Here is a 20,710-nt window from a genome sequence, read left to right as displayed (position 1 = left end):
AAGCTACTTGCCGACGTTTAGCGCGACGCGTTCACTCTCGCTTATAACTTAGCGCTCTCACCGGGCGCTTCTTCAATTTGGAGCCCCATGAGTACCATCATCAACTTGGCGTCCGGCGAATCGGTCGAGCATAGTCTCGACTGCAACGACGCCGTCACGCAATTCTCCGCACGAGCTACGCCTGCCGGAAAGGTCCGCCTAAGTGTGCAGTCCTCACAGAATGGGCGCAACTTCGGCAGTTATCACCGAAGCGTCACGCTCGACTCGAAGACGACCGTTGTGAACTTCGGGGCTCTCCCGCCGCGAACACGCGTACTGCGCCTATGGCTTGAAAATGCTTCCGGCTCTGCGGCACACGTCGAAATCGACGATGAGGCGACGCAAGACCAACCTACGCCGGAAATCGTATCCGGTACGAGCGCGGAGAGCGCCAGCAACTAACCACACACGAGTAACACGAAATGACTTACATTGACATCAGATTTCTCAAAAACCGCGTCATCGACGTTGGCACCGGCCAGATGTTCGACATCAAATACTGGATGGAGCCATCCCAAGACGCGATGTGCGAGACAAAGACTCCCGCGTTCGACGTTGGGCCGAACAGCAGCATTCACCGCGTCCAACTGCAGGACGAGGACATCGAGATGCCCGAGCGCGATAAAGACATGCCGAAGCGGCTGTATGACGACCTCGTGGATGAAGCGTGGGCGTTAGTCGCCGAGAACCGCAAGAAGAACACCGAGACCCGCCGTCGTCTCAAAATCTTTTCCGAGGGCGATTCGCCGACTATCGAAATCGTTGCAGACTCCGGCAAGACCAAGAAGCCGGACGCGAAGAGCGCCAGCAAGTGACGCCCTTCTCCGGCGTCGTCGGGAAGGGTGCGTTGGTCACGTTGCCAGCGACCCAACTCGCGGCCAAGTTCTCGTCTCTGTCTGCGTCACTGCTGGCACACTACGACGCCACAGGTGCGACGACGGGTGTAAAGCTGCAGGTCGGAGTCAGCATCGACGAGGGAACGTCGTTCAGCGACTTCGCCGACCTCGCAACCGTTGCTCCAGCAGCCAACTCGGCATCCCCGGTCGTATCGCAGCAGTACGTCGCGCTCGACCAATACAAAGCTGCGGACGCGCTGCAGTTCAGGCTTGTGAATCTCGACGCCACGAATGACGCGACGGTGACGGTCGAAGTCCGAGAAGCGGCCTAAATCCGCAGGTAAGTCTCGCTCCGGTACTCCTGGAGCGAAGGGCGAACGCCGACGCAAGGTGAGCAGGCCATGCGTCGGCGCTTCTATTCAAAGTTTCTGCGCGGTCTTTCTACGCGCAGGAAGCCGGGTTAAATCCTCCCGGCGGTGCGTCTCAGACGCGCACCATTGTCGCGATGTTGTCATTTCGTCGCGACCCTCTGCCGCGAGTGCTGATGTGTCGGTCATTGCGTCAGCACTCTCGCAGAGTTTCCCTCAACAGCCGCCTATGGGCGCAGCAGTTTCAATCAGATGAGGTCCGGCCATGGCGGCGAGCGATTTTCTCTTCTCAATTGGTGTAGACGCCTCACAAGCCGATGCGGCCGTTCAAGAATTCGTCAAGCGCACGAACGCAGCCGTTGCCAGTATCCAGAAGGTCACTGTCTCGTCCAATCAGGGCGCAGCGCAGGCCATCAAGAATCAGAACACGATGCTCACGGTGGCCGAGAAGCGGCTGGCCGTTGAGAACAAGATTGCCGACGCGCAGCGCCGCAACGCGACTGCAGGTATGTCGAATGGCGGTGGTGGGCTAACAGACATCTCCAACATCGCGAGCCGCAATGCAGCCGCTGTTGGCAAGCAAAAAGACGCCTTCGATATGCTCGGCCGTATCGTCGGCAACACCGTCTTCAAGTTCGTCGAGTACGAACTGGTGATGAAGACGTTCAACACGGCACTCGGCGAAGTGATGAACTCGCTGAACGAAGCCTCGAACGTCCAGATGGAGCAGGTGCTCCAGCGTATCTACAACGCGCAAATCGACACGAATGCCGCGCTGAAAGACGCCATCATCATCGCCAAGGAGTGGGGTTCGGACATCACCGACGTTCAGCAAGCCATCGGCTTGTGGACGAAACAGACCTCGCAAATGCACGATGCCACCGGCAAGCTCGTGGACTCGCAGACCGCTCTCGCCGCCGCTGCAAAGCTGGCTGCAGACGCTGAGAAGTTCCATCGCGCGTCGGGTATCGACTCGCTCGAAGTCTACCAGAAGTCTGTCTCCATCTGGCACGAACTCGGACTGTCGCTCGGACAGATTCCGAAACTGTACGACCAGATTGCCTATGCTGCGACGCGTATTGCGCCGGTGCTTAAGGCTCAACCGGGTACCAGTTCGAAGAACGAAGGCATTCGCGACATCTTTGAAGGTATGGCCGAGTCGGGCGCAACGCTGCGCGCACAAGGCATGGACGACGCGCTCATCATCGCGACCGTCGCAAAGCAAATCGAAAACCTCGGACAGACCGGCAGCAAAGTCGGCACGCAAGTTTCGACGATGTTCGGTTCGCTCAACCAGGGCGGCAAGCAACTCAAAGAGTGGATTAGCATTCTCGGACCCGGCGCGTTCCAGGACTCCGAGCATTTCATGGACGCCGCAATTGCCAATGTTGACAAACTGAAGCAAGCTCAGGCTGACGGACTGCTGCGCGTCAAACCGCAGACCATCAATACCTGGCGCACGTTCATCGAAACATTGCAACAGACGAAAGACCTCGCGGACCAGATTCGCGGCAAGTCACAAGGTACGTTGGAACTCATCGCTTCGGCGGAAATGTCCACTTACAATGGTCAAGTCGAACGTCTGAAGGCATCGTTCCAAGAACTGAACCTCGCACTCGGTACGCAACTTCTCCCGACCGCAACGCGGGTAGCGTCGTTCCTGTCCGGCACGCTCTTCCCAGTGCTGGCCGCGCATTCGGGTGCGGTCATCGGTGCTGCTACCTCGGTCATCAAGCTCGGCGTGTCTTACGGTTTCCTACTCGGCTTCTCTCGCGTCGCAGCGATGCTGCAAGGTACGGGAGCCGCTGCGGCTGCTGCTGCGGCCAACGTCACCGTCCTCAAGGGCGCTCAGACGGAAGCCGCGCTCTCGGCGCAGACCTTCGTCAACGCGGAACTCAACACTGTCGGGGCCGTCAACGACGCCACGGCGCAAATGGAGCGCGAACAGGCCGCACTGCAGATGCTGCAAGCTAAAATCGAAGCAGTCAACTGGCAGTTAGGCGGGTTCGCGGCGGCCTGTGAAAAGGCCGGAGTCGCAATGGCAGACGTGCAGGCAGTCGCAGAAGCGAGTGCTACGCGCGGCCTGAGCGCCTTCGCAGCCGGACTCGGCACTATTGCCGGTAACGCAATTCGCGCCATCGGTCCGCTTGCGGCGATGTACGCAGCCATGTCGGCGTTGCAGAACTTCGACAAGATGTCGCGCATCGACGCGGCCGTTGACATGGGCACGCACGGTGCCGAAAGCGGCGGTAAGGGCATCCTCGATACGACCGGCGACATTGTCAAGAACCCGCTACTCGTCCCTGATGGTGATGCTGCGAACGCGCTACGCGACCGCATCAAAGCCAACGGTGGCACGATGGCGAAGCAACTTAACAATGCGATGTGGACGTTGTACGACAACCCGCACGCAACCAACGATGACAGGACCGATGCCGGAGAGTTAATCAAACAACTCCTCGCACAAGAATACAACAAAATCCATCACACGGGTGATGTCCCCGGCTACGACAAGCTCGACCAGATTCCACCGTGGTTGCAGAAACTTCTCGACCAAGCCAAGGGCGGTAACGGTGCTGGCATGACCATGCCGGGCGCGGGACTGGGCGGCGGGAAGAAGCCCAAGGTCGCCACCGAACAGCAAATCGCTGCTGAAGCCGTCAATAAAGACAAAGCCGACGCGATGGCGCAAATCTCCAAGTGGAGAGATACCGCCAACGCCGCCGAGCAATACGTCAAGACACTCACCAAAGTGGGTGCCGCAAACGGCTTTACCGAGGACACCGTCAAGAAGCTCGCCGCTGCATTCAAAACGCAGAACGATGCCATCTACAACGGCCAGACGGCAACTGAGAAAGAGATAAAGTCTCTCGACGCTCAGAAGCAGCACCTCGAAGACTTAATCAAGACGCACCACGCCTCGCTCGATGCGAAGGGCAATGTCAAGGGCGGCGACCGTTCATCGGCTGTCTACGCTGAAGCGAAAGCCTGGCGTATGGCCGACGAAGCCATCACCAAGGCTAAGGGCAACCTTCAACTCTACAACACGCAGAAAGAGAAGCTCAAAGAGACACAGTCCACGACGATGGCGGAAGCCAATGCGTGGTCATCTCTGTCTGCGAACGTACCGAAGCACATCGCTGGCGTCCACTCGATGCCAATGTCGTTCCTCGGATACGGTGACGTAAAGGGCGTAGGAAGCTCGTCGGCCCCGGCGATGTCTTCACCGCAAGCATTCCAATTCTACATCAGCGGTCTCGACGACTCGCTCTCGCACGTTACGACGACGATGGGCAAGCTCGCCACGGCCGGTGGTCAGGTGAACACCTTAAAAGAGATGGGCGCTACCATCTACGCTTTGTACGAGAAGCTCAAATCGAGCGACCCGAAACAAGCGGCGGTGTTCGCTCAGATGCTCGTCGAAATCAATAAGGCCGGGCTTAAAGCCAACCAAGGCCTGAGTGAAGCCGACAAGAGCCTCAGTGAGTTCCGCAAGAACATGGACGGCCTCATCGGGTCGCTCGCATCGAAGAACGCCGAAGACCTCGGCAAGTTGATGGGACTGGACGATGGTTCGGTTCAAGCTCAGAAGACACTCATCGACGGTTACAACAGCATCGACGACTCGTTGCAGAAAATCGACGAATGGGTTAAGAGCACTGCTGCGACAACCGGCGGTCTCACCGAAGCCGACCAACAGCGCGTGAAGTCGGCAACGCAACTACTCGGACTCCAGCAGCAACTGCTACCGCTCCTCGCTCAACAGGAACAAATCCAGAACTCGATTGCGTACAAAGCGACGCAGTCGGCGCTGGAAAAAGCCGGTGAGCAAGTAATCGACCAATCCATCTCGCGTCTTATGGGTAACCAGAACAACGCGCAGACTCGCGAAGCCGCGTACAAAGAAGCCATCAGCGGAACGGCACTTTCGGGAATGCAGTCCCTCTTCAAGGACTACCTCACGAACACCGTAACCGCATGGTGGCAGCAGACCGTCAAAAATCTCACGAACTCGATGTTCGGAGACCCGGCGTCCAAAGCGCGCGACCTTGAACAGAACATGCTCAAAGTCAACCGTGATGGACTGAATGACATCCTGCAGAACACGAAGACGCAAGTCGTTGATAAACTCAACGCCTGGGAAGTAAAGTTCGCAGCCGATGTCGCTAAGATGCCGGGCGCTACGGGAAGCGGCTCGGGTAGCGGTACCGACGACAATAAGAGCGGTACGCAAGGTGCGAACGGGCAGACAACTGGCGCAGGTTCGAATACCAACCCAGTAGCTGTATCGGTCGTTGACCAATCGAGCGGAATGCAACTCGGAGATTCAACCACTCCGTTAGCAGTCTCCGACGCTCAGATGACGGCAACAGCCGTGTCGGCCGGACAAAAAGTCTCGCAAGACATGGCGAACAGTCAGTCTGGTTCCGGTTATGGAGCAGACGCTGGAAACTCGCCATTAACGCAAAGCGGATTCAGTCTCATCTCGGGACTGCTCGGTCCGCTCGGCGCGGCATTAGGTCCGATACTCCAGAAACTGGAAGCCACCACTGGTGGTAAAATCGCTGGCAACATCATCGGCGGTGCGGCTCAAGGCTATGCTTTGGGCGGCATGGAGCAGACGAGTGCCGGTAACAGTTCGGATTGGGGTGCAGTCGGTGGAGCGTTAGGCTCTGCTGCTTCGATGATTCCCGGTATCGGGCCAATCATCGGTGCGTTGCTTCCCGCAGCGGGCGGTATTCTTGGCGGCCTGTTCGGCAACCATGAAACCGCAGCGGACGAGCCAGATGTGTACGACACGCAGAACTACGGTCAGTTCGTGTCCAACATGAACGGAACGACCGGAACCTACAACGGCGTAACCATCAACGCTCAACCGCAATACAACCGTGCAGACGGCGCGTTGCCGATGAGTCAACAGATGGTCGCGTGGGCGCAGAAGAACCCGAACGACCCACTCTCCAAACAAATCCTCGCACTCGGTACGAGCGGACTTGGAATCAAATCCGAATATCAGGGTGAATTTACTCTGTGGAACGGCAAGCAGATTTCGGTCACAGCTTATGAACAGTTGGGCTCGCAATGGCAAGCGAAAGCTACCGGCGCGACCAACTCGCCAATCGTCTCCATCAACTCGTATGGCGGCGGAAGTGCAGCGGGTGGATACAACACCCCCGGCATGGACAGCAGTACATTCGCGGCTGAAGAACAAGGATGGGCTTCCGGTATGTCCGGCTCAACTGGATACGGTGCGTACAACTCGCCGGTAACTGGTGGAGGTTCTGCGGGCGGAGACGCAGTCGTTGGCGGTGCTGCCGGTTCGTCACTTGGCAACACGCAACTCGCACCATACTCGCCAACAGCAACGCCTGGATACGGCGGGCGGGGTAGCTACGGAACTGCAACCGGCGCAAGCCTGACGCAACTGAAGCTACAAATTAGCACGCCAGTCTACCTCGACGGTAAGTTGCTCACGCAAATCGTGAACGCTTACAACGCCCAGTCGCGCTCGAACAAGGGTGGTGTCGGAGCGGGTCCGATTCGGTAGACAAAGGCGAACAACACGGAGAGGTCTTGGGTCGAGGACCTCTCCGTCTTGACCGCAATGCTCGTCTAAACAGACGGCCTTGGTTCAACACCGTTCAGGAAAAGCTCAATAACCACAGGGCTTTTCGGCTCATGGGACTTGACTTTTGAGATTTCCGTGGTATAATGACTAAGGTAGGGGAAATGAGCGACGGCGCAACAGGGCCGGTTCGCTCTTTTTAATTCCCGAACAAGTTTGCGCTCCGAACTCCGGGCGCGAAAACCGAGGGTGCTCAATCCTCGGTTGCGGATGCGAAACCGAAGCTCGCATCTGCTCGAACGGTACCTCAACGGCTTCGAGGTACCGTTCCTCAATCGCACTGCTCGACCGCATAGTCGTCAGTTCCTTTTGACTGACGAGTCGAGCGTGTGATGCTCCGTGATGGTGCAGAACGTCACGGACGGCCGTAGCTGGATTCGTCTGGCTCGGCCACAGTCACGTTCGAAGTCTTCGCTACGCTTCAGCCGCGCGGCGGAGGCTTCGACGTAGACCAAATACTTTTCCCAAAGCGAAGGGGAAGGGCACGCAGTCGGTGGCGTGCTCAACGTCGCGTTTACTCCGCGACACGAAGCGGACCGGCTTGTCGCGCAGGTCGGTCCGCGACGAATCTCACAATCGAATCACTCGAAGGCGTTGTGGACGTTGTCCACGGCGTCTCTCTTTTTTCATCTGCACGAAGCAACGTGCGATGCAACGGAAATCACTGTGCAAACGACAACTTTGTTCAAGGAACTGCTGAGCATCAGCGGGACGCCTGACTATCAAATTGCCAAGGCGTTGGGCATATCCGCTTCAACGCTATCTCGACATGCGGACGGCCTGCTAAGAAAGCAGAGCGTGCTTGACCGAGCGGCAGCGTACTTCAACGACATCCTAACACCCAAGGTGCCTATCACACCTGAACTCCTACAAGTGCCGCTGACTGCAGCGCACCTTGTTGTTACCGCTAGAGTCGCACTGGAGCGGGCAGAGAGGGAAACCTCGTGACATCCGCGTCAACCGCTCTTCCGGTAATCCCGCGAGTCGCCGACCAGGTTGAACGTATTGCGGCCGGTCGGTTCCCGGCGCTCGGCACGGAGTTACAAGGTCTCGAACTCGTCGGGCAACCTCCCTGGCGTAAAGAAACCGCAAACGTGTCCTGCTGGCGTCGCATTGCACCTGGGATTCTTGGCTCAACGGGCTTTGATACGGGAGCGGGCAACCTTTTTGCTCGCGCTCGAAATGCGTTCTGCGTTCGAGTTTCCGGCGACTCGTTCACGTCGGTCGAGGAATCGTCGGCGTATCAAGCCATCCAACCCGTTGCGAACTCGCTAGAGGTTCGCGTTGGGCACGAGGCGTTGTTCGTTTTCGCATTCGAACTGCGTGACGTTGTCGTGATGCTCGGGCGACCCAATTGGGGCTTACTGAAAGAAACGGTTTTCGAAACCGACTTCATTATCTCGGGCGCAGTACGCGACGCTAGTTATCGGCCGAGCCTAGTCGAACTCCGAGGCTGCATCCGTAAACTGCAACCGGACGACGATATGGTCGGGCTACTGCGAGCGGCCAAAAGCTGGAGAGACATCTGATGCAGGCGCTTATCGAACAACTCAAAGCAGAAGCGCGAACGAAGCGACGCGAGGCCCGACAAATTACCGAAGCGATTCGAGCGCTGGAAGAGGATGCAAGGCCGCAAGGTCGTCCCGTGAATCCCAACCGGGACCTAGCTGACGCGTTCAAACGCGGCGGCCTCAAGTATGCGGACCTCGGCAAAGAACTTGGTGTATCGTACCGAGTTGTTAGCTGGGTCATTCGCGGCATGATGTCCAGACCTGATGTCGAGAGACGACTGCGCGAGATACTCGCACCGCACCTTAAAGAGCGCTCAGAGCAACCATCACCGTCTTAGACGCGCGCCGGATGCGTGGCGTAGACCTAAACCGACCCTGCTGAAGGGTCATCAACGACTGCCGCAAGACGCGGCACGAAAGAGCCAAACCCATGACCGAACCCGAAGAAGCGGTCCTCTTTAAGAGGGCCGTCGAGACTCTACTGGCAGACCGAACGCGGTTTCGCGAGCTAACCCGAAAAGCGGCACTTGCCGACAGCATCGAGGAAGAAAAAACAGCCCACAATGAATTGATGGCGCTCGTTCTCGAACCGCTCGGCCTCACCGAACTTGGTAGCATCACGCTCGACGAGTTAACCAACGACGACAGGCTGACCGGACAACTCATGCGCTTGAGCGGCTCGCTCGACGTAGTGCTTCCCGTCATGCTCGAACAGGTGAACCCCGACGCTTTGAAAGGCGAAACAGCATGAAAACTTCTGCAAAGTCCATCGCGCAGCGGCAGTTCGAAGTCGCCTCCAGCCCTGACCCGGCGACCATCGAGAAGATGAGTCGCAAGGCGACGCGGCAAGACCGCGCAGTCGTCGCACTCGAAGTCGAGACGCTTCGAAGCGCGACAAGCACGGACGCACAACGCGCAGCGGCTCGTAAAAGCATTGCGATGCGCGTGATGCGGCCGCTTCACAGGACAGCCGACCCTGAGGGCACTCGCATCATCAGCGAACTCGCTGAAGGTCTGCATGGCGGCGCAGAAATCGAGCTGCTTGGACTCAAGACTGCCATCAACAACGTCGCCCAACGCAAAGGCATCAGCGCGGCTGACGTGGCTGCGATACCTCCAGCAATCGTCGAGCGACTCGACAAGCTCGCCTAAGGCCACATCCCAAGACATGCCGAGCAGCGACTCGGGTGGCGATTCTTCGGTTCGAAAGCGGCCTCGGCAACCGCTAACAACGAATTGACATTAAAAACAAAACACGGAAGGCATAGAATAACGATGTTTGAGGGACCTAAGAACTTCACTAAAAAATTGGAAGATATGAACTATCAAATATTAGTCGATAGGGCTGAGTTGGTTGAGAGAATCATGCGTCTCATAGTAGACAGGCTGTCCTACCGCCGGATATTAGCGAAGCGTTCGACAAAAGATGTAGAGAAACTTAATCGGCCGGTTATTTCCGAAAAGAGTGGGAAGCCATACGATGAACTCACTGCACCCCTTGAAGACGTACTCGTGCACATATTTAAGGAGATGGGGGAACAGTTACACAAACGTTGCGATGAGATGCGCCCGGACATATTGTTCGAAGGGTTGGCATAGCTTTCGCGTCACCTTTAGCACATTCGAGCAGCGACTCGAAGCCGTTATGCCGCTCCGGTTAAAGAGCGGCTTTTATTTTTATTTGCCCTCTGGACGTTGTTCGAGGCTGTCTTCGATAAGCTCCGGCAAATTGATGGCCGCCGCAATATGTTCGTCGAGAATACTTGAAAGTGGAATTCCGTGATGCTCGTGCTGCTCGAACGTCTCTAACACGAAGGTGCCACCGGTTTCGGCCGCATTGAACCTGAAGCACATACCGGCATCGAAAACTTGACGCACATTATCGGCGCTCGTCCACATCGACAGCGAACCCTCTTGGCTGATTGCAAACTCGATGAAGTGACCGTTGTAGAAGCGGAGACGCCTACCCCACGCCGCTCCGGTGACCCCCTCAACGGCAATCAGTAATCGGTCAGTCACCGGGTCCACGCTGTGCGCCCAAGGCTTTAGGATACGCTCTAGGTCCTTTTCGAACTCCTCGGTGTGTTCGAGCAGTTCGTCTCTGTCCAGTCTCATTTGTTCGCGCCGTTCCATGACGACGCTCATTGTTTTGGCGAGCGGCGGTACTCGGCGCTGTTCGAGTGAATCTAATAGGCTCATACTCGCGATTATATCGAACGTGTGTTTGGGGGTCAAGCGATGCAGATACGGCGATTCCGCTTGGCATGAGGTCCTTAGCTCATGCACTCACATGACTGCCTGCCAAAAAGCATGCGGTCCCCATCCGCGACGTTTCACGAGAGAACCCGGCTCTAAGGGTGAGTCAGCATCCTGCGAACGGAGGTGGGTTAGGGCCTAAGAGAGCATGAGGCTTCCGACCTCCATACCGCGTTACTAACCCACCAAAAACCGGGAAATTCTACTAACCCTAAACTAGCCCACTAACCCCCAAAATAACCCCCAATGTATGCCCGAAAAAGTCATATAAAATAAGGTTTTCGCATGACAAAATATGCTTGATAAGCATGAGGTCCCTGGTTCGAGACCAGGATGGCCCACCATCGAGAAAAGCCTGCAGCACTTGCGGGCTTTTTTGTTGCCTCGCCGCGCCTGATTGTATTTTGCCGCAAGGCGAATTAGGTCGACGCTCGAACGCGTAAGAAATCGTTCGGTCGATGCGGGGTGATTCGTATGCTCGATGTTTTGCTTTTTGTCGCGCTCCTCGCTCGAGGAGTGGCCCCCTCGCCTAGCCCGCAGGCGAGTCCGCTGAAAGAGATCACGCACGTTACGGGGAGCCTAACGTGCATTGAGCTTCACGACCGGGTCGCCCCCAGCGAGTCGGCATTGATCCAAAACGATGCGACGATCGCGGACGGCGTAAAAATTCTAGAACGCCGCGCACGCGAGGGTGGCGGGCGGCCGCTCGACACGGTGATTTTTGAAAACGACGGCGCTGCCATCGTTCGCAACCTCAGCAAGATCGACGATCTGTTGCGCGACGCGCCGAATACGATGGAGCAACTAACAACCGAGTTGCGAAGCGTTGAGGAAGCGCAGCGAGCCGAAGTCAAGGTCATCGAAGGCACGAATGAGACGCAGGGGATGACGCGACTGATGTACTCTGACACACCGCCGGATGAGGGGATGTCGGGAAACGCACCGTCGTCAGATCTCGTTCCTTTACAAAACGTTCCGCTACATGCGGTCGCCGACGCCGCGACGCAAGTCACACGCGTCATTCGGGTTCGCGAGCAACTCCTAATGCAAACGTTGATCCCCCTTACCGCGCAGTGTCAGGGAACCGCCACGGCGCCGCCTTAACCAGTTTTATCGCTCTTCGTTACTAAGCGCCATGCCCTGAACACCCCTCAAACCGGTGTCGATTTTGAGTTGGAACTCGCCCGGAGGATAGTGGCTGATATAGATGTTGTCATTAGCGAAATTCGAAACGTACATGTTGTCTTCAGCTTCACGAAGAACGACTTGCGTAACGCCATTAGTGGCTTGCACGACCTGGGACGGGGATTGGCTTCCGGGCGGAAATATGTCCACAACCTGTTTGCCGCCGGTCTCTACGACGAGGATGTTTCCCGAGTGATCGAGCTGTAAGCCCTGCGGCTGGTCGAGAAGCATGCCCAGAATACGGCCTTTTGTAGAGTTCGGAGGGAACTTCTCAATGCTACCCGATGTCGACCCGCCACGATACGCGACGTATAGGTTACCCGCATCGTCTACGTTTATTCCGTCGGCTTCTACCCCGGGCGTTTGCAACGTCCGGTCTGGACTGCTTTGATGCGGTGGATATTCAGTGACCGTTCCATTCCGGTTGGCGGCATACAGCCTGCCCGCGTGATCTTCAACAACGTACAGTGGACTGGCGGGATCGCTGTAAACGATATACGGGTGCAAGGCGCCTGGCCGATACGCCGTTATTGTCGCAGAATTGGCGACGAATAGATCCCGCTTCCCGTCCACGAACAGCCCGTATGCACCATTCACCTGGTCGGTAATTGCTCCAATGGCTGGCGGGTTGGAACCACTTTCCGGGAAGATCTTCACCTGGCTGCCGTCGGCAACGTAGATCAGCGATCCTGAATGACTTTCCTTGCGCATCCAACCGCGCGGTTTCGGCCCGAGATCGGGCTGCCGTAGCACAGTGGGTGATGGCTTCGGAACCGCGTTTGAACTGAGTAGCGATGACTGTGCCTCGGATGCGCCGGTTGATGGCGCGACCGTCGAAGCGCAGGCGGTCGATGCAAGCACCGCTCCCATCGCAAGAAAAACGAGTATCGTTCGCATAAAGCCTTCCTCTCCACTAATTGGGAGTAAGCAAAGGCGCTTAACCGGCTTGCAAGGTCGTTCCTACGGTGGCTGCCTTTTCGGCTCGGCAGCGCACGCCAGGCGCACGGGGGTGGCTGGCGAACGGATAAAAATCGTTCGATCTACGCGGAGTGATTCGTATGCTCGACGTTATTACGTTTGCGGTGCTCGTCGCTCAAGTAGCGGCGCCGTCGCCTGGCCCGCAGGCGAGCCCGCTTAAAGAGATTACGCACGTCACGGCGCGCTCGCTATGCGCGGCCCTTCACGACCGTATCGGCCCCAGCATCATGGCGTTAATGCAAAATGACGCTGCGATTGAAGACGGCGAAAAGGTTCTCGAGGATCGGACCCGCCTTAGTAACGGTCGCATGCTTGGCTCTCTTCATCTCGAGAACGATGTTTCGGCCATCATTCGCAACCTCGACGAGATCGACGACCTACTGCGCGATGCACCTGATGCGGCGACGAACGAGGGCAGCGATCACGCGGCAATCGAGCAGTTGAAATCCCAACTTGGCGCTGCAGAGGGCGCACAGCGCGCAGAACTCAACGTGTTGGATGGTGCGTCCGAGACGCAACAGTTCTCGAGGATGTTCAACGATAATCCCGCTGGTGCGGATTTAACGTTTACCGGCCCGACTCCGCCGCCCGGCCTCGCGCCTAACGCGCAGTTGCCGGCCCGCGCCCTCGCACGCGCCGCGCTGCAAGGTGTTAGTGTCATTTTGGATCGCGAACACGAATTCACAAAGACGTTGATCCCGCTTGCCGCGCAATGTCGCGGATCGGCAACACCGCCGCCCTAACCACAGAAAAAGCCCGCAAATACAGCGCCGGACGGCGGGCAAACCGTGGACGCGCACATCCACCGGTTTGCGGCCGTCCGATGCTCTGACCGTCGGGATAGGGTGCGCGTTAGTCGCGGATGTCCGGCACCCGCACCTTCACGATTTCACCCGACGTATTCGTCGGCTGCCCGAAGCCTTGGTTCGAGATGTACAACGTGTTACCGTCGCCGAAGGTCATCGCGGTCGGAAAACTCAGTCCGCTCACGATGGTGCGCCATGAGCCGTCGCGAGCGAGCCGCACGACCTTTCCGGTGTGGGCAACGGGCGGTGCGGGCGCGTAGAAGCCCGTGAAGCTTTCCAAAGCGTAGATTTGCCCGCGATGCACCGCGACGCCGGTCACTGCAGTAAGCCCTGAAGCAAGTTTGTCGAGTTGCCCGTGCATGGTCAAACGAAAAACTTTGGCGTGTCGTTGCGATCCGGGGACGAACGTGTTCAGATTGCCGAGCACGAACTGACCCCTCTTAACGCCATCGCCTGAGAATCCGGAAGAGACGAACGCGAGCGCCGTCGGAACAATATGCCCTTGCGTGGCGGAAACGTCGACGAGACGGTTGATGCTACCGTTCGGTCTGACGATGTCCACTTCGCCGTGATTGGGCTCGACCGCATAAAGCGCGTGTCCCACCGCCACGAAACTGAACCAGGTTCCGTCAGGTTCGAAATCGTCCGGATCCGGATGAGCGACGGGATGGGTCTTTAGGAATTTGCTCAAGTTGACGATTGGTATGGCCGTGCCCGACGGACTGATACTATCGATGCTATTGAAGGTCCCGGCCAAGCCGTGCGAACATCCGGCGCCGGATATGAGTGCATACAGCGTGCCATGCACGAACGTGACGTCCGCGACGCCGCTCACGAACCCCCCGGTCGCGGCCGCGGTCTGATTCGACGGAAGATTGCGGGCGATCGTAGTACGCGCGCCCGTCATTACGTTTATCGCTGAAACCCGCCCCGTGAATCCGCCAAGATACGGTCCGGTCGGAGCCGGAACTTGCCGGCATTGGCCCACAGTCGAATGAGAGCCGCCCAAACCACCTTCTGCAACGTAGAGCCGCCCGTCGGGGCCGAACTCGATTCCGCGCGGATTCTCCAGGTTTGCCGCGACGACGGTGGGCTTCACGGCCGGCGACAATGTTGTTCCGCCCCAGTCGTTATCGAGCGGGGCGATTACGTTGTGTGCGGCGCCGGTCTGCGCTGGCTGGGAGAGGGGTGTCATCGGCGACGAGCCTCCGCCCACACAGGAAGCCAAGCTGAGGCTACCCGCGAAAGTCGCCGCGATCAATCGGGTGTTAGAATTCGACATAACAAACTCCTGAAAAGCAACAGTACTTTGGGATGGCAGGCGACGGTCGCGAGTTCACCGTGTGCGGCACATTGTTCGATGGGGTCGTCCGCGTCGGGGCCGTGCCGACTGGAATCGCGATCGTCGGATCTGTCAGATGTCGATCGTAAGGGCGCGCGGTCTCAAGGCGCTCACAGCCATTCGCTGCGATCATTACGGTCTGCGCGCAGAGCAATCGACCGGTATCTCATCGCCCTCTCACGGCCATCACGGGGTTTTCGATCCCGCCGTTGGCGCTATCAAAAGAAATCCCGAGCCGCTCTCGGCGGCACGCTGTGTGATGGGCTGTTTAGGCTCCGGCTGACGCGCTCTGGTCGCCTACGACGCGCAATCTCCACTTTTTCTCCGGCGCCGACTCGACGAGGGCGTAGAGATGCGGCGGCGGCTGTGCGTTCAACTCGCGCAGTGTGATTTCGCGATAGCGACGTAGCTCGCGTTGTGCGGCCGCGCGGTCGTCTTTCTCTACTAGAGCGCGAATGACTAGCTCCCACGCCGGCTCGTCCAATTCATCGCGCAGGATGATTGACTGCGTTAAGTTCACGGTTCTGTCAAACTCATGTCGCGCAAAGGCATCGAAAGCCAAGCGGTATCGTGCGAAGCGCCAGCACTCCTCGATCCGTCGCTCGATCGGACTAAACCATTCCCATTCCGCCATGAAAGCGGGACGCGAGACATCTAGCTGCTTCGCAAGCGCCGCTAATCGGAGCGCTGTGAATTCGTCGAGCGTATCGTCGCCCTGGAGGCCGCGCACGAACACTTCGATTTCCGAAAGATCGACCAGAATGCCGTCGCGCAATCGATAACCGTAAGCCGTCTTCTCCACAGCGCCTGCGTCTCGGAGGCGTTGACGTAAGCGGTGCATGCAAGTCTGGACAGCGTGCGATCCAGCCGAGTCGTCTAAGTCGGGCCAGATCAGATCGGCGAGCTCTGCGCCGGGCGTCGCGTTCTGCGAGCGCGCAATCGCGAGCACTACCGCAAGTTCGCGCTCCGACAGTGCGACGGCTAGCCTGCCACGACGCACTCTCCCCGCGGTAACCTCGACCACTAGCGCCGCCTGACTAGCGTCCCGGTCTTTGCGTAAATTCATAACGAAGCTCATGAGCATCCCGGCATGCGCCTCGTTCGAAATCACGGCGCGAACTGCCGACGCAAGCACTGGCGAGTCGACCTTGCAGCTCTCGCTTAGCGCATGCCTAAAGTGTTCTTGGCGCGCGTTCTCGTCAAACTCCGCGCACGCGAGATGGGCTAGAACTTGCACGAAGGGCTCTTCCGTATCGGTCGCCGCCACTAAAGCGCGGGTTGCGGAATCGCGAGCTTGCTCCCACGTTTCTGCGTCGCACGCCGCACGTAGATGAGCCAAAGCCAGCCAACGAGGGGACTCCCATCCCATCGGCCCCTGTTCTCTTGACGGCATCGCGGCAAAGTCGACGAAGCCGAGTGCGTCGTACTGCATGGCGGCCACGTGCAGCGCATCAGCGTACCCCAGTCGTGCGTGCTCATCTCCAGCCAACCATGCGCCGGTGACCGCCTCCGCTAGCGCCCAGACCACGAAGCGTGAACGCGCCGCGCGCAGCGTTTCGATGGCGGAGTCCAAACTCGAACGTTCCCCATTCCAATCGCCCTGCATTCGCTTGACGTGCGCGGCATAAATTAGCGCGCGAAGGCCTCTGCATACGACGGTCGTCGCCACGCGATCGACTTCGCTGGCGCAACAAGATATGTTTCCCAACCTTCCTGCGAAGAGCGCGCGAGTAACACTCGTGAATTCCAGCGCAAATGTGGGGCCAAACTCGGTTGGAAGCGAACAAAGCGCCTCGCCGCCGGCGCGCAGTTGGCCGGCTTCAGCCTGCAAGTACGCCAACCACGGCATGAGGAGAGGCGCCCGTAAAGCGGCTTCCGATGCAACATTCGCCACCCGGCGGCCGTCGTTCAGCGATGCGCGCGGCGAGTCGCGGAAGAGTCGCGATGCGCTGTGGGCTATCCACGAGTTCGGATGGATGTCTGCCGCAAGCCCATTGTAAGCGTACTCTCTACCGTCGTCGGTCCAACGAACCAGCGCCTCAGGATCTTGCTGAGACAGGTACGTTTCCAATTCCGATGCAGCCGCCGAGTGAAGCCCGGCTAGCTGGAGCAATTGCGCGGCTCGCGAGTGATCCCCAATTTCGGCAGAAGCGCGACCACATCGGCCGAGCATAACCTGGCGATGTTCGGGGAAGCGTCGCTCGATCGCGCGCGTCACCAAATCATGAACCTCGAAGGTTTTCGCTTCGCGCAGACGCAGGATCGATGAAAGAGGTGGACATTCACTGATCAGTCGACTGCCGTTTCGATCTTCCGTGGCATTGTTGATATCGGCGACGCATGCCCCGGGAATGGATGCGCAGGCAACGACGGCCGCCCTCGTGCGCGGCGGAAGTGCGTCAATGAATTGATTTGACAAATAGTCGTAAGGATCCGTTGCGACGTCCGGTGGCGCTTTTGCGATCAGGTCGGCAAGCTCTCGTAGATGTTTTGCGCGTTCTAAAAGCGTGCGCAAAGGCAGCTCCGCCGGTCGCTGTAGAGCAACGATCGCACTAACTTCCTGCGGGTCCAAGTCCGATCCGTTTACATGCGCACCATAAAGAACGACGCTATAAAGCGTCCCGTTAACATAAAGTGGAAGCGCTAGCGCTAACGACTGTTCGCGCAGCGAGCTACCGATTTGTTCTAACAGATGAGCGGACAACCGGAGCGGTTCGGCGTACGTTCGCATACGCGCGATCAGCGGATCATCCGTACCAAGCTGCGTCGGCAATCCCTCGCACTGCGTTGATACCTGAACGTACCAGCCGTTCGGCGTCTGCCGGTACACCCCACCGGCAACGAGGTCTAAGGCGACTGCCGGCTCGGATGCAACCAGTCTTTCTAATTCTCCCAGTGATTCGGCGCGGCCTAACCCTGCGGACAGGGACGAAATCTGCTGCAATGCTGCGTGATGTTGCCGGAAAAACAAGCGACTGATTCCAGACTCCATCCGGCTGTAGAGGCGCATAAGGATGACGCCAGCCAGGATAGCGATCGAGAATTGAACGAGTCCCGCGACGTGGGCCCGCTGTAAGAAGACGTTAGTGGTCCAGTACGTCAACGCCACTGCAGCCGCCAGTGCCAACGTCAAGATAAGATACACGAAGCCGCGGCTCAGAACGAAGCGCACATCGATGACGCGATGACGTGCGATCGCGTACGCTACGGACAACGGTGCAAGAAAGGCGGCTAGCACGAAGCACCACGTAACGAATTGGAGAATTCCTTGGAACAGCCCGAAGTTAAGCATTATGTCGTGACCCGCGATGGCCGAATACCCGAGGGAAATGCCGATCACGGCCCACTTCATCCGTTGTCTCTGCCCGGAAGCTGAAGAAAGATACGTGCCGACGACGGCGGCAATCGAAAAGACGGCAATAGAGGTTTTAACGCTTACGTCGACGAGGCCGAAGGGATCGGACACGTTGACGTTCGTCCCAAGGGAGAACCACAATAGATACTCCCACGCCACGAACCCTGCTGCGAAAAACGGCAATGCGAAGGCCAATGCTCTTCGCCATCCCGCCAGCTGACCGGTTGGAAAGCGCAGCGCGAAATCCAGTCCCGCAAAAACGCCCACGCATAAGAGCGTCACGCGTACGATCTGGATGATGAATCCAAACGGCATCGGCACGGTCTGCGCTATTGCATACGAGCCGAACCACGGCATCATCGCGCCGATGCAAAACAAATAAAACGACCACGTCAAGCGGCTGGGGCGTGAGAGAAGTACGAACGTTGCGACAATAGCGCAAATGAGAAAGGCGAAGACTGCAGCTCCAAAAATAGGGAAGGCTGCGTATCCGACCGGTCCAAGTTCTGGTTCGGGTTTGGTTGCGATCGCGCTGATGTGCTTCAGACGGCCGTTTCTAACGACATCGAACGAATACTCGGCTCGACCGAAATGGTTGGAGAATGCGATCGCCTGCCGTACGAAAAACGGCGTATCGGGAGCGAGACGGTCGCCGATTCGTACGCCCGCGACGGCTGCTGCAGTTCCCGGGTCGACCTCGTAGACCACGTCGCCGCTCAGGTTTAGTCCCAGCCAACCCATTGGAATAAAGAGCAGCTTTAACGATGACAAAGTCAGCACAATACTGAATGCACTTATCAGCAGCACGGCAAGGAGCCGCGCAGCATCTTGCCCGCGTCCCTTCGGATTGTTCGGTGCCGGAGCCACCGCTACGTTCATGATTTGCCTTTCAAAGCTACGATAGACCCTGACTGCCTAAAAGTCCACTGTCATAGGAACTTAAAGGTTTTCAGCTCTTGGGTCAGCAGCCCGCATTTCTGCGGGCTGCTTCGTTACCGTTCCAGCGCAAAAGCCGGCAGACCGCCTACTTTGGCGTCCAGATGAAACCGTGGTTCGCACCTTGCGCATCGTACCAATAGCCGGTCACCGTGCCGTTAGCGTTGATGGCGTAAGGCTCGGTATAGATCGACCCCTGCGGATCGAACTCAGAGAACCGACCTGTCGGCGATCGGTAAAAACCATGGACGACGCCCTGAGCGTCGGCGTAGAAACCGGTAACGGCTCCGGCATCGCTTATTGCCTCCGGTTGCGTTCCGTTACCGTAGGTCTTGCTGGCTTTGGGGTCTTGGAATACAATTCTCTTGTTATGACCACGAATCAGACCCCATACCGCGCTGTTTGTGTCGACAAAAAAGCCGAGCACGCTATTGCGGTTGTTGATGCCGGTAAGGCCCGTGTCGACGGCCCCGTGCTCGGAGACCGTAGTGATGGCCCCAGCTGCGCTTCGTATAAACCCGAGGCCAATTCCAGCCGAATCCGTGTAATCTCCGGCGGCGGTTCCAGCATTATTGATGCAAGCAACACACACTGAGCTCGTTACGGAGCCGTCCGGGCTCACCTGAACGAACGATCCGTTGGGTTGCCGGATGAATCCGTGAATTAAGCCCTGCGAGTCGAAGTAAATTCCACCGCTCTCGCCGCGGGCGTTGATTGCGCCAGTTGATGTGCCTTGTCCCACGCTATCGTTCGGGATCCGGCTAGCCCAGGGAGCTTGGTAGCTCACAAAAGAGCCATTCTTACGCCGTACGAAACCGTTAAGGACGCCCTGTCCATCGGCGTATTGCCCGACGATGGCACCTCCATTGGTTATATCGTTGGAACTGGTGGCCCACTTGCTGTTAGCTTGAAAGGACGTGTAGTTTGCATCTGGCGTCCGGATAAATGCGGCTACTGCGTCCATATTATTAAGGTAGTATCCAACGATGGTGCCTGACGCGTTTATGCTGATGCCGAACGTCCCGCAGTCGTTAAACAGGTCGTATGGTGAGCAGTTGCTCACGCTAATAGCTCCGGGAACGTCGAACACTTGTAAGTTACTTGTATTAGGGCGCGATGCGCCCTTGTGAGAAGCGCCAAGGCCGCAGCTCAAGGGACCGGAATTCTGGCCCGACCGTGCTTCCTGCAGCCGAGTACGCCGATCGACAAGTGGGAGCATTTTACAAGGGCCGTGGTTCGCGGCTTCGGGTGCTCGTTGCGCCGACTGGGTAAGCGGTGTCACCGATGACGGGCTGCCCCCGCCGCCGCACGCGGCCAAGCTGAGGCCGCCTGCGAAAGCCGCTGCAATTAGCCGGGTATGCGAAGTCAACATATCGACCTCCTGAATAGTAGCGGTAATTTGGGATAACTGGCCGTGCCATCAGGAATCGGAGCACTGTCGCTGCGACGGACCAACCCGCGCCATCCGGCGC

Annotated in this window: 16 protein-coding genes; 11 read left to right on the top strand and 5 right to left on the bottom strand. The window is 57.9% G+C overall.

What is annotated here, in order from left to right; translation table 11 throughout:
• Positions 1 to 87 precede the first annotated feature (87 nt).
• The 9 genes from VGF98_01110 to VGF98_01070 all read left to right on the top strand — a co-directional run bounded on the left by VGF98_01110 (position 88) and on the right by VGF98_01070 (position 9,532).
• Complete coding sequence (locus tag VGF98_01110; protein HEY1680228.1) at positions 88 to 441, top strand: hypothetical protein; 354 nt, start codon at positions 88 to 90, stop codon at positions 439 to 441.
• 80 nt (positions 442 to 521) lie between these two features.
• Entirely contained in the window at positions 522 to 854 is a 333-nt protein-coding gene (locus tag VGF98_01105; GenBank protein ID HEY1680227.1) for a hypothetical protein, read from the top strand.
• Positions 851 to 1,207 (top strand): hypothetical protein, encoded by a 357-nt coding sequence (locus tag VGF98_01100; protein HEY1680226.1) that lies wholly within the window; start codon positions 851 to 853, stop codon positions 1,205 to 1,207. Before VGF98_01105 ends, VGF98_01100 begins: the two co-directional genes overlap by 4 nt.
• Before the next feature lie 301 nt (positions 1,208 to 1,508).
• A complete protein-coding gene (locus tag VGF98_01095) occupies positions 1,509 to 6,791 on the top strand; it encodes a hypothetical protein (protein HEY1680225.1) in 5,283 nt (1,760 codons plus the stop codon).
• A gap of 576 nt (positions 6,792 to 7,367) precedes the next feature.
• A complete protein-coding gene (locus VGF98_01090) occupies positions 7,368 to 7,817 on the top strand; it encodes a hypothetical protein (GenBank protein HEY1680224.1) in 450 nt (149 codons plus the stop codon).
• Between the two features lie 146 nt (positions 7,818 to 7,963).
• Positions 7,964 to 8,398, top strand: a complete 435-nt coding sequence (locus VGF98_01085) for a hypothetical protein (protein ID HEY1680223.1) — start codon at positions 7,964 to 7,966, stop codon at positions 8,396 to 8,398.
• Positions 8,398 to 8,718 (top strand): hypothetical protein, encoded by a 321-nt coding sequence (locus tag VGF98_01080; GenBank protein ID HEY1680222.1) that lies wholly within the window; start codon positions 8,398 to 8,400, stop codon positions 8,716 to 8,718. Before VGF98_01085 ends, VGF98_01080 begins: the two co-directional genes overlap by 1 nt.
• Before the next feature lie 92 nt (positions 8,719 to 8,810).
• A complete protein-coding gene (locus VGF98_01075; GenBank protein ID HEY1680221.1) occupies positions 8,811 to 9,131 on the top strand; it encodes a hypothetical protein in 321 nt (106 codons plus the stop codon).
• Complete coding sequence (locus VGF98_01070) at positions 9,128 to 9,532, top strand: hypothetical protein (GenBank protein HEY1680220.1); 405 nt, start codon at positions 9,128 to 9,130, stop codon at positions 9,530 to 9,532. Before VGF98_01075 ends, VGF98_01070 begins: the two co-directional genes overlap by 4 nt.
• 525 nt (positions 9,533 to 10,057) lie before the next feature.
• Here VGF98_01070 and VGF98_01065 read toward each other — a convergent pair.
• A complete protein-coding gene (locus tag VGF98_01065; GenBank protein HEY1680219.1) occupies positions 10,058 to 10,579 on the bottom strand; it encodes a hypothetical protein in 522 nt (173 codons plus the stop codon).
• A 522-nt stretch (positions 10,580 to 11,101) separates the two neighbouring features.
• Between VGF98_01065 and VGF98_01060 the strand changes: the two genes are divergently transcribed.
• Positions 11,102 to 11,740, top strand: a complete 639-nt coding sequence (locus tag VGF98_01060) for a hypothetical protein (GenBank protein ID HEY1680218.1) — start codon at positions 11,102 to 11,104, stop codon at positions 11,738 to 11,740.
• Between the two features lie 6 nt (positions 11,741 to 11,746).
• Here VGF98_01060 and VGF98_01055 read toward each other — a convergent pair whose 3' ends face one another.
• Positions 11,747 to 12,718, bottom strand: a complete 972-nt coding sequence (locus VGF98_01055) for a hypothetical protein (protein ID HEY1680217.1) — start codon at positions 12,716 to 12,718, stop codon at positions 11,747 to 11,749.
• Positions 12,719 to 12,879: 161 nt separating this feature from the next.
• Between VGF98_01055 and VGF98_01050 the strand changes: the two genes are divergently transcribed.
• On the top strand, positions 12,880 to 13,542 hold the full coding sequence (locus VGF98_01050; GenBank protein ID HEY1680216.1) for a hypothetical protein: 663 nt from the start codon (positions 12,880 to 12,882) through the stop codon (positions 13,540 to 13,542).
• A 109-nt stretch (positions 13,543 to 13,651) separates the two neighbouring features.
• Here the strand turns inward: VGF98_01050 and VGF98_01045 are convergent, their stop codons facing one another.
• The 3 genes from VGF98_01045 to VGF98_01035 all read right to left on the bottom strand — a co-directional run bounded on the left by VGF98_01045 (position 13,652) and on the right by VGF98_01035 (position 20,328).
• Positions 13,652 to 14,800 carry a ScyD/ScyE family protein gene (locus tag VGF98_01045; GenBank protein ID HEY1680215.1) on the bottom strand — a complete coding sequence of 383 codons (1,149 nt, stop codon included), beginning with the start codon at positions 14,798 to 14,800 and terminating at the stop codon, positions 13,652 to 13,654.
• Positions 14,801 to 15,215: 415 nt separating this feature from the next.
• Positions 15,216 to 19,181, bottom strand: coding sequence for a hypothetical protein (locus tag VGF98_01040; protein ID HEY1680214.1), 3,966 nt, complete (start codon positions 19,179 to 19,181; stop codon positions 15,216 to 15,218).
• A gap of 145 nt (positions 19,182 to 19,326) precedes the next feature.
• Positions 19,327 to 20,328 carry a hypothetical protein gene (locus VGF98_01035; protein HEY1680213.1) on the bottom strand — a complete coding sequence of 334 codons (1,002 nt, stop codon included), beginning with the start codon at positions 20,326 to 20,328 and terminating at the stop codon, positions 19,327 to 19,329.
• Positions 20,329 to 20,710: the final 382 nt, after the last annotated feature.

Source organism: Candidatus Tumulicola sp., from assembly GCA_036490475.1.
Lineage (GTDB): Bacteria > Vulcanimicrobiota > Vulcanimicrobiia > Vulcanimicrobiales > Vulcanimicrobiaceae > Tumulicola.
Note: the sequence above shows the minus strand (reverse complement) of the source record. Positions and strands in the feature narration are given on the sequence as shown.

Excerpts from the sequence above, each read along its gene's own strand:
- VGF98_01040 (HEY1680214.1), bottom strand. The coding sequence starts at position 19,181 with ATGAACGTAGCGGTGGCTCCGGCACCGAACAATCCGAAGGGACGCGGG.
- VGF98_01070 (HEY1680220.1), top strand. The coding sequence starts at position 9,128 with ATGAAAACTTCTGCAAAGTCCATCGCGCAGCGGCAGTTCGAAGTCGCC.
- VGF98_01045 (HEY1680215.1), bottom strand. The coding sequence starts at position 14,800 with ATGACACCCCTCTCCCAGCCAGCGCAGACCGGCGCCGCACACAACGTA.
- VGF98_01110 (HEY1680228.1), top strand. The coding sequence starts at position 88 with ATGAGTACCATCATCAACTTGGCGTCCGGCGAATCGGTCGAGCATAGT.
- VGF98_01080 (HEY1680222.1), top strand. The coding sequence starts at position 8,398 with ATGCAGGCGCTTATCGAACAACTCAAAGCAGAAGCGCGAACGAAGCGA.
- VGF98_01065 (HEY1680219.1), bottom strand. The coding sequence starts at position 10,579 with ATGAGCCTATTAGATTCACTCGAACAGCGCCGAGTACCGCCGCTCGCC.
- VGF98_01075 (HEY1680221.1), top strand. The coding sequence starts at position 8,811 with ATGACCGAACCCGAAGAAGCGGTCCTCTTTAAGAGGGCCGTCGAGACT.
- VGF98_01050 (HEY1680216.1), top strand. The coding sequence starts at position 12,880 with ATGCTCGACGTTATTACGTTTGCGGTGCTCGTCGCTCAAGTAGCGGCG.
- VGF98_01055 (HEY1680217.1), bottom strand. The coding sequence starts at position 12,718 with ATGCGAACGATACTCGTTTTTCTTGCGATGGGAGCGGTGCTTGCATCG.
- VGF98_01105 (HEY1680227.1), top strand. The coding sequence starts at position 522 with ATGTTCGACATCAAATACTGGATGGAGCCATCCCAAGACGCGATGTGC.
- VGF98_01095 (HEY1680225.1), top strand. The coding sequence starts at position 1,509 with ATGGCGGCGAGCGATTTTCTCTTCTCAATTGGTGTAGACGCCTCACAA.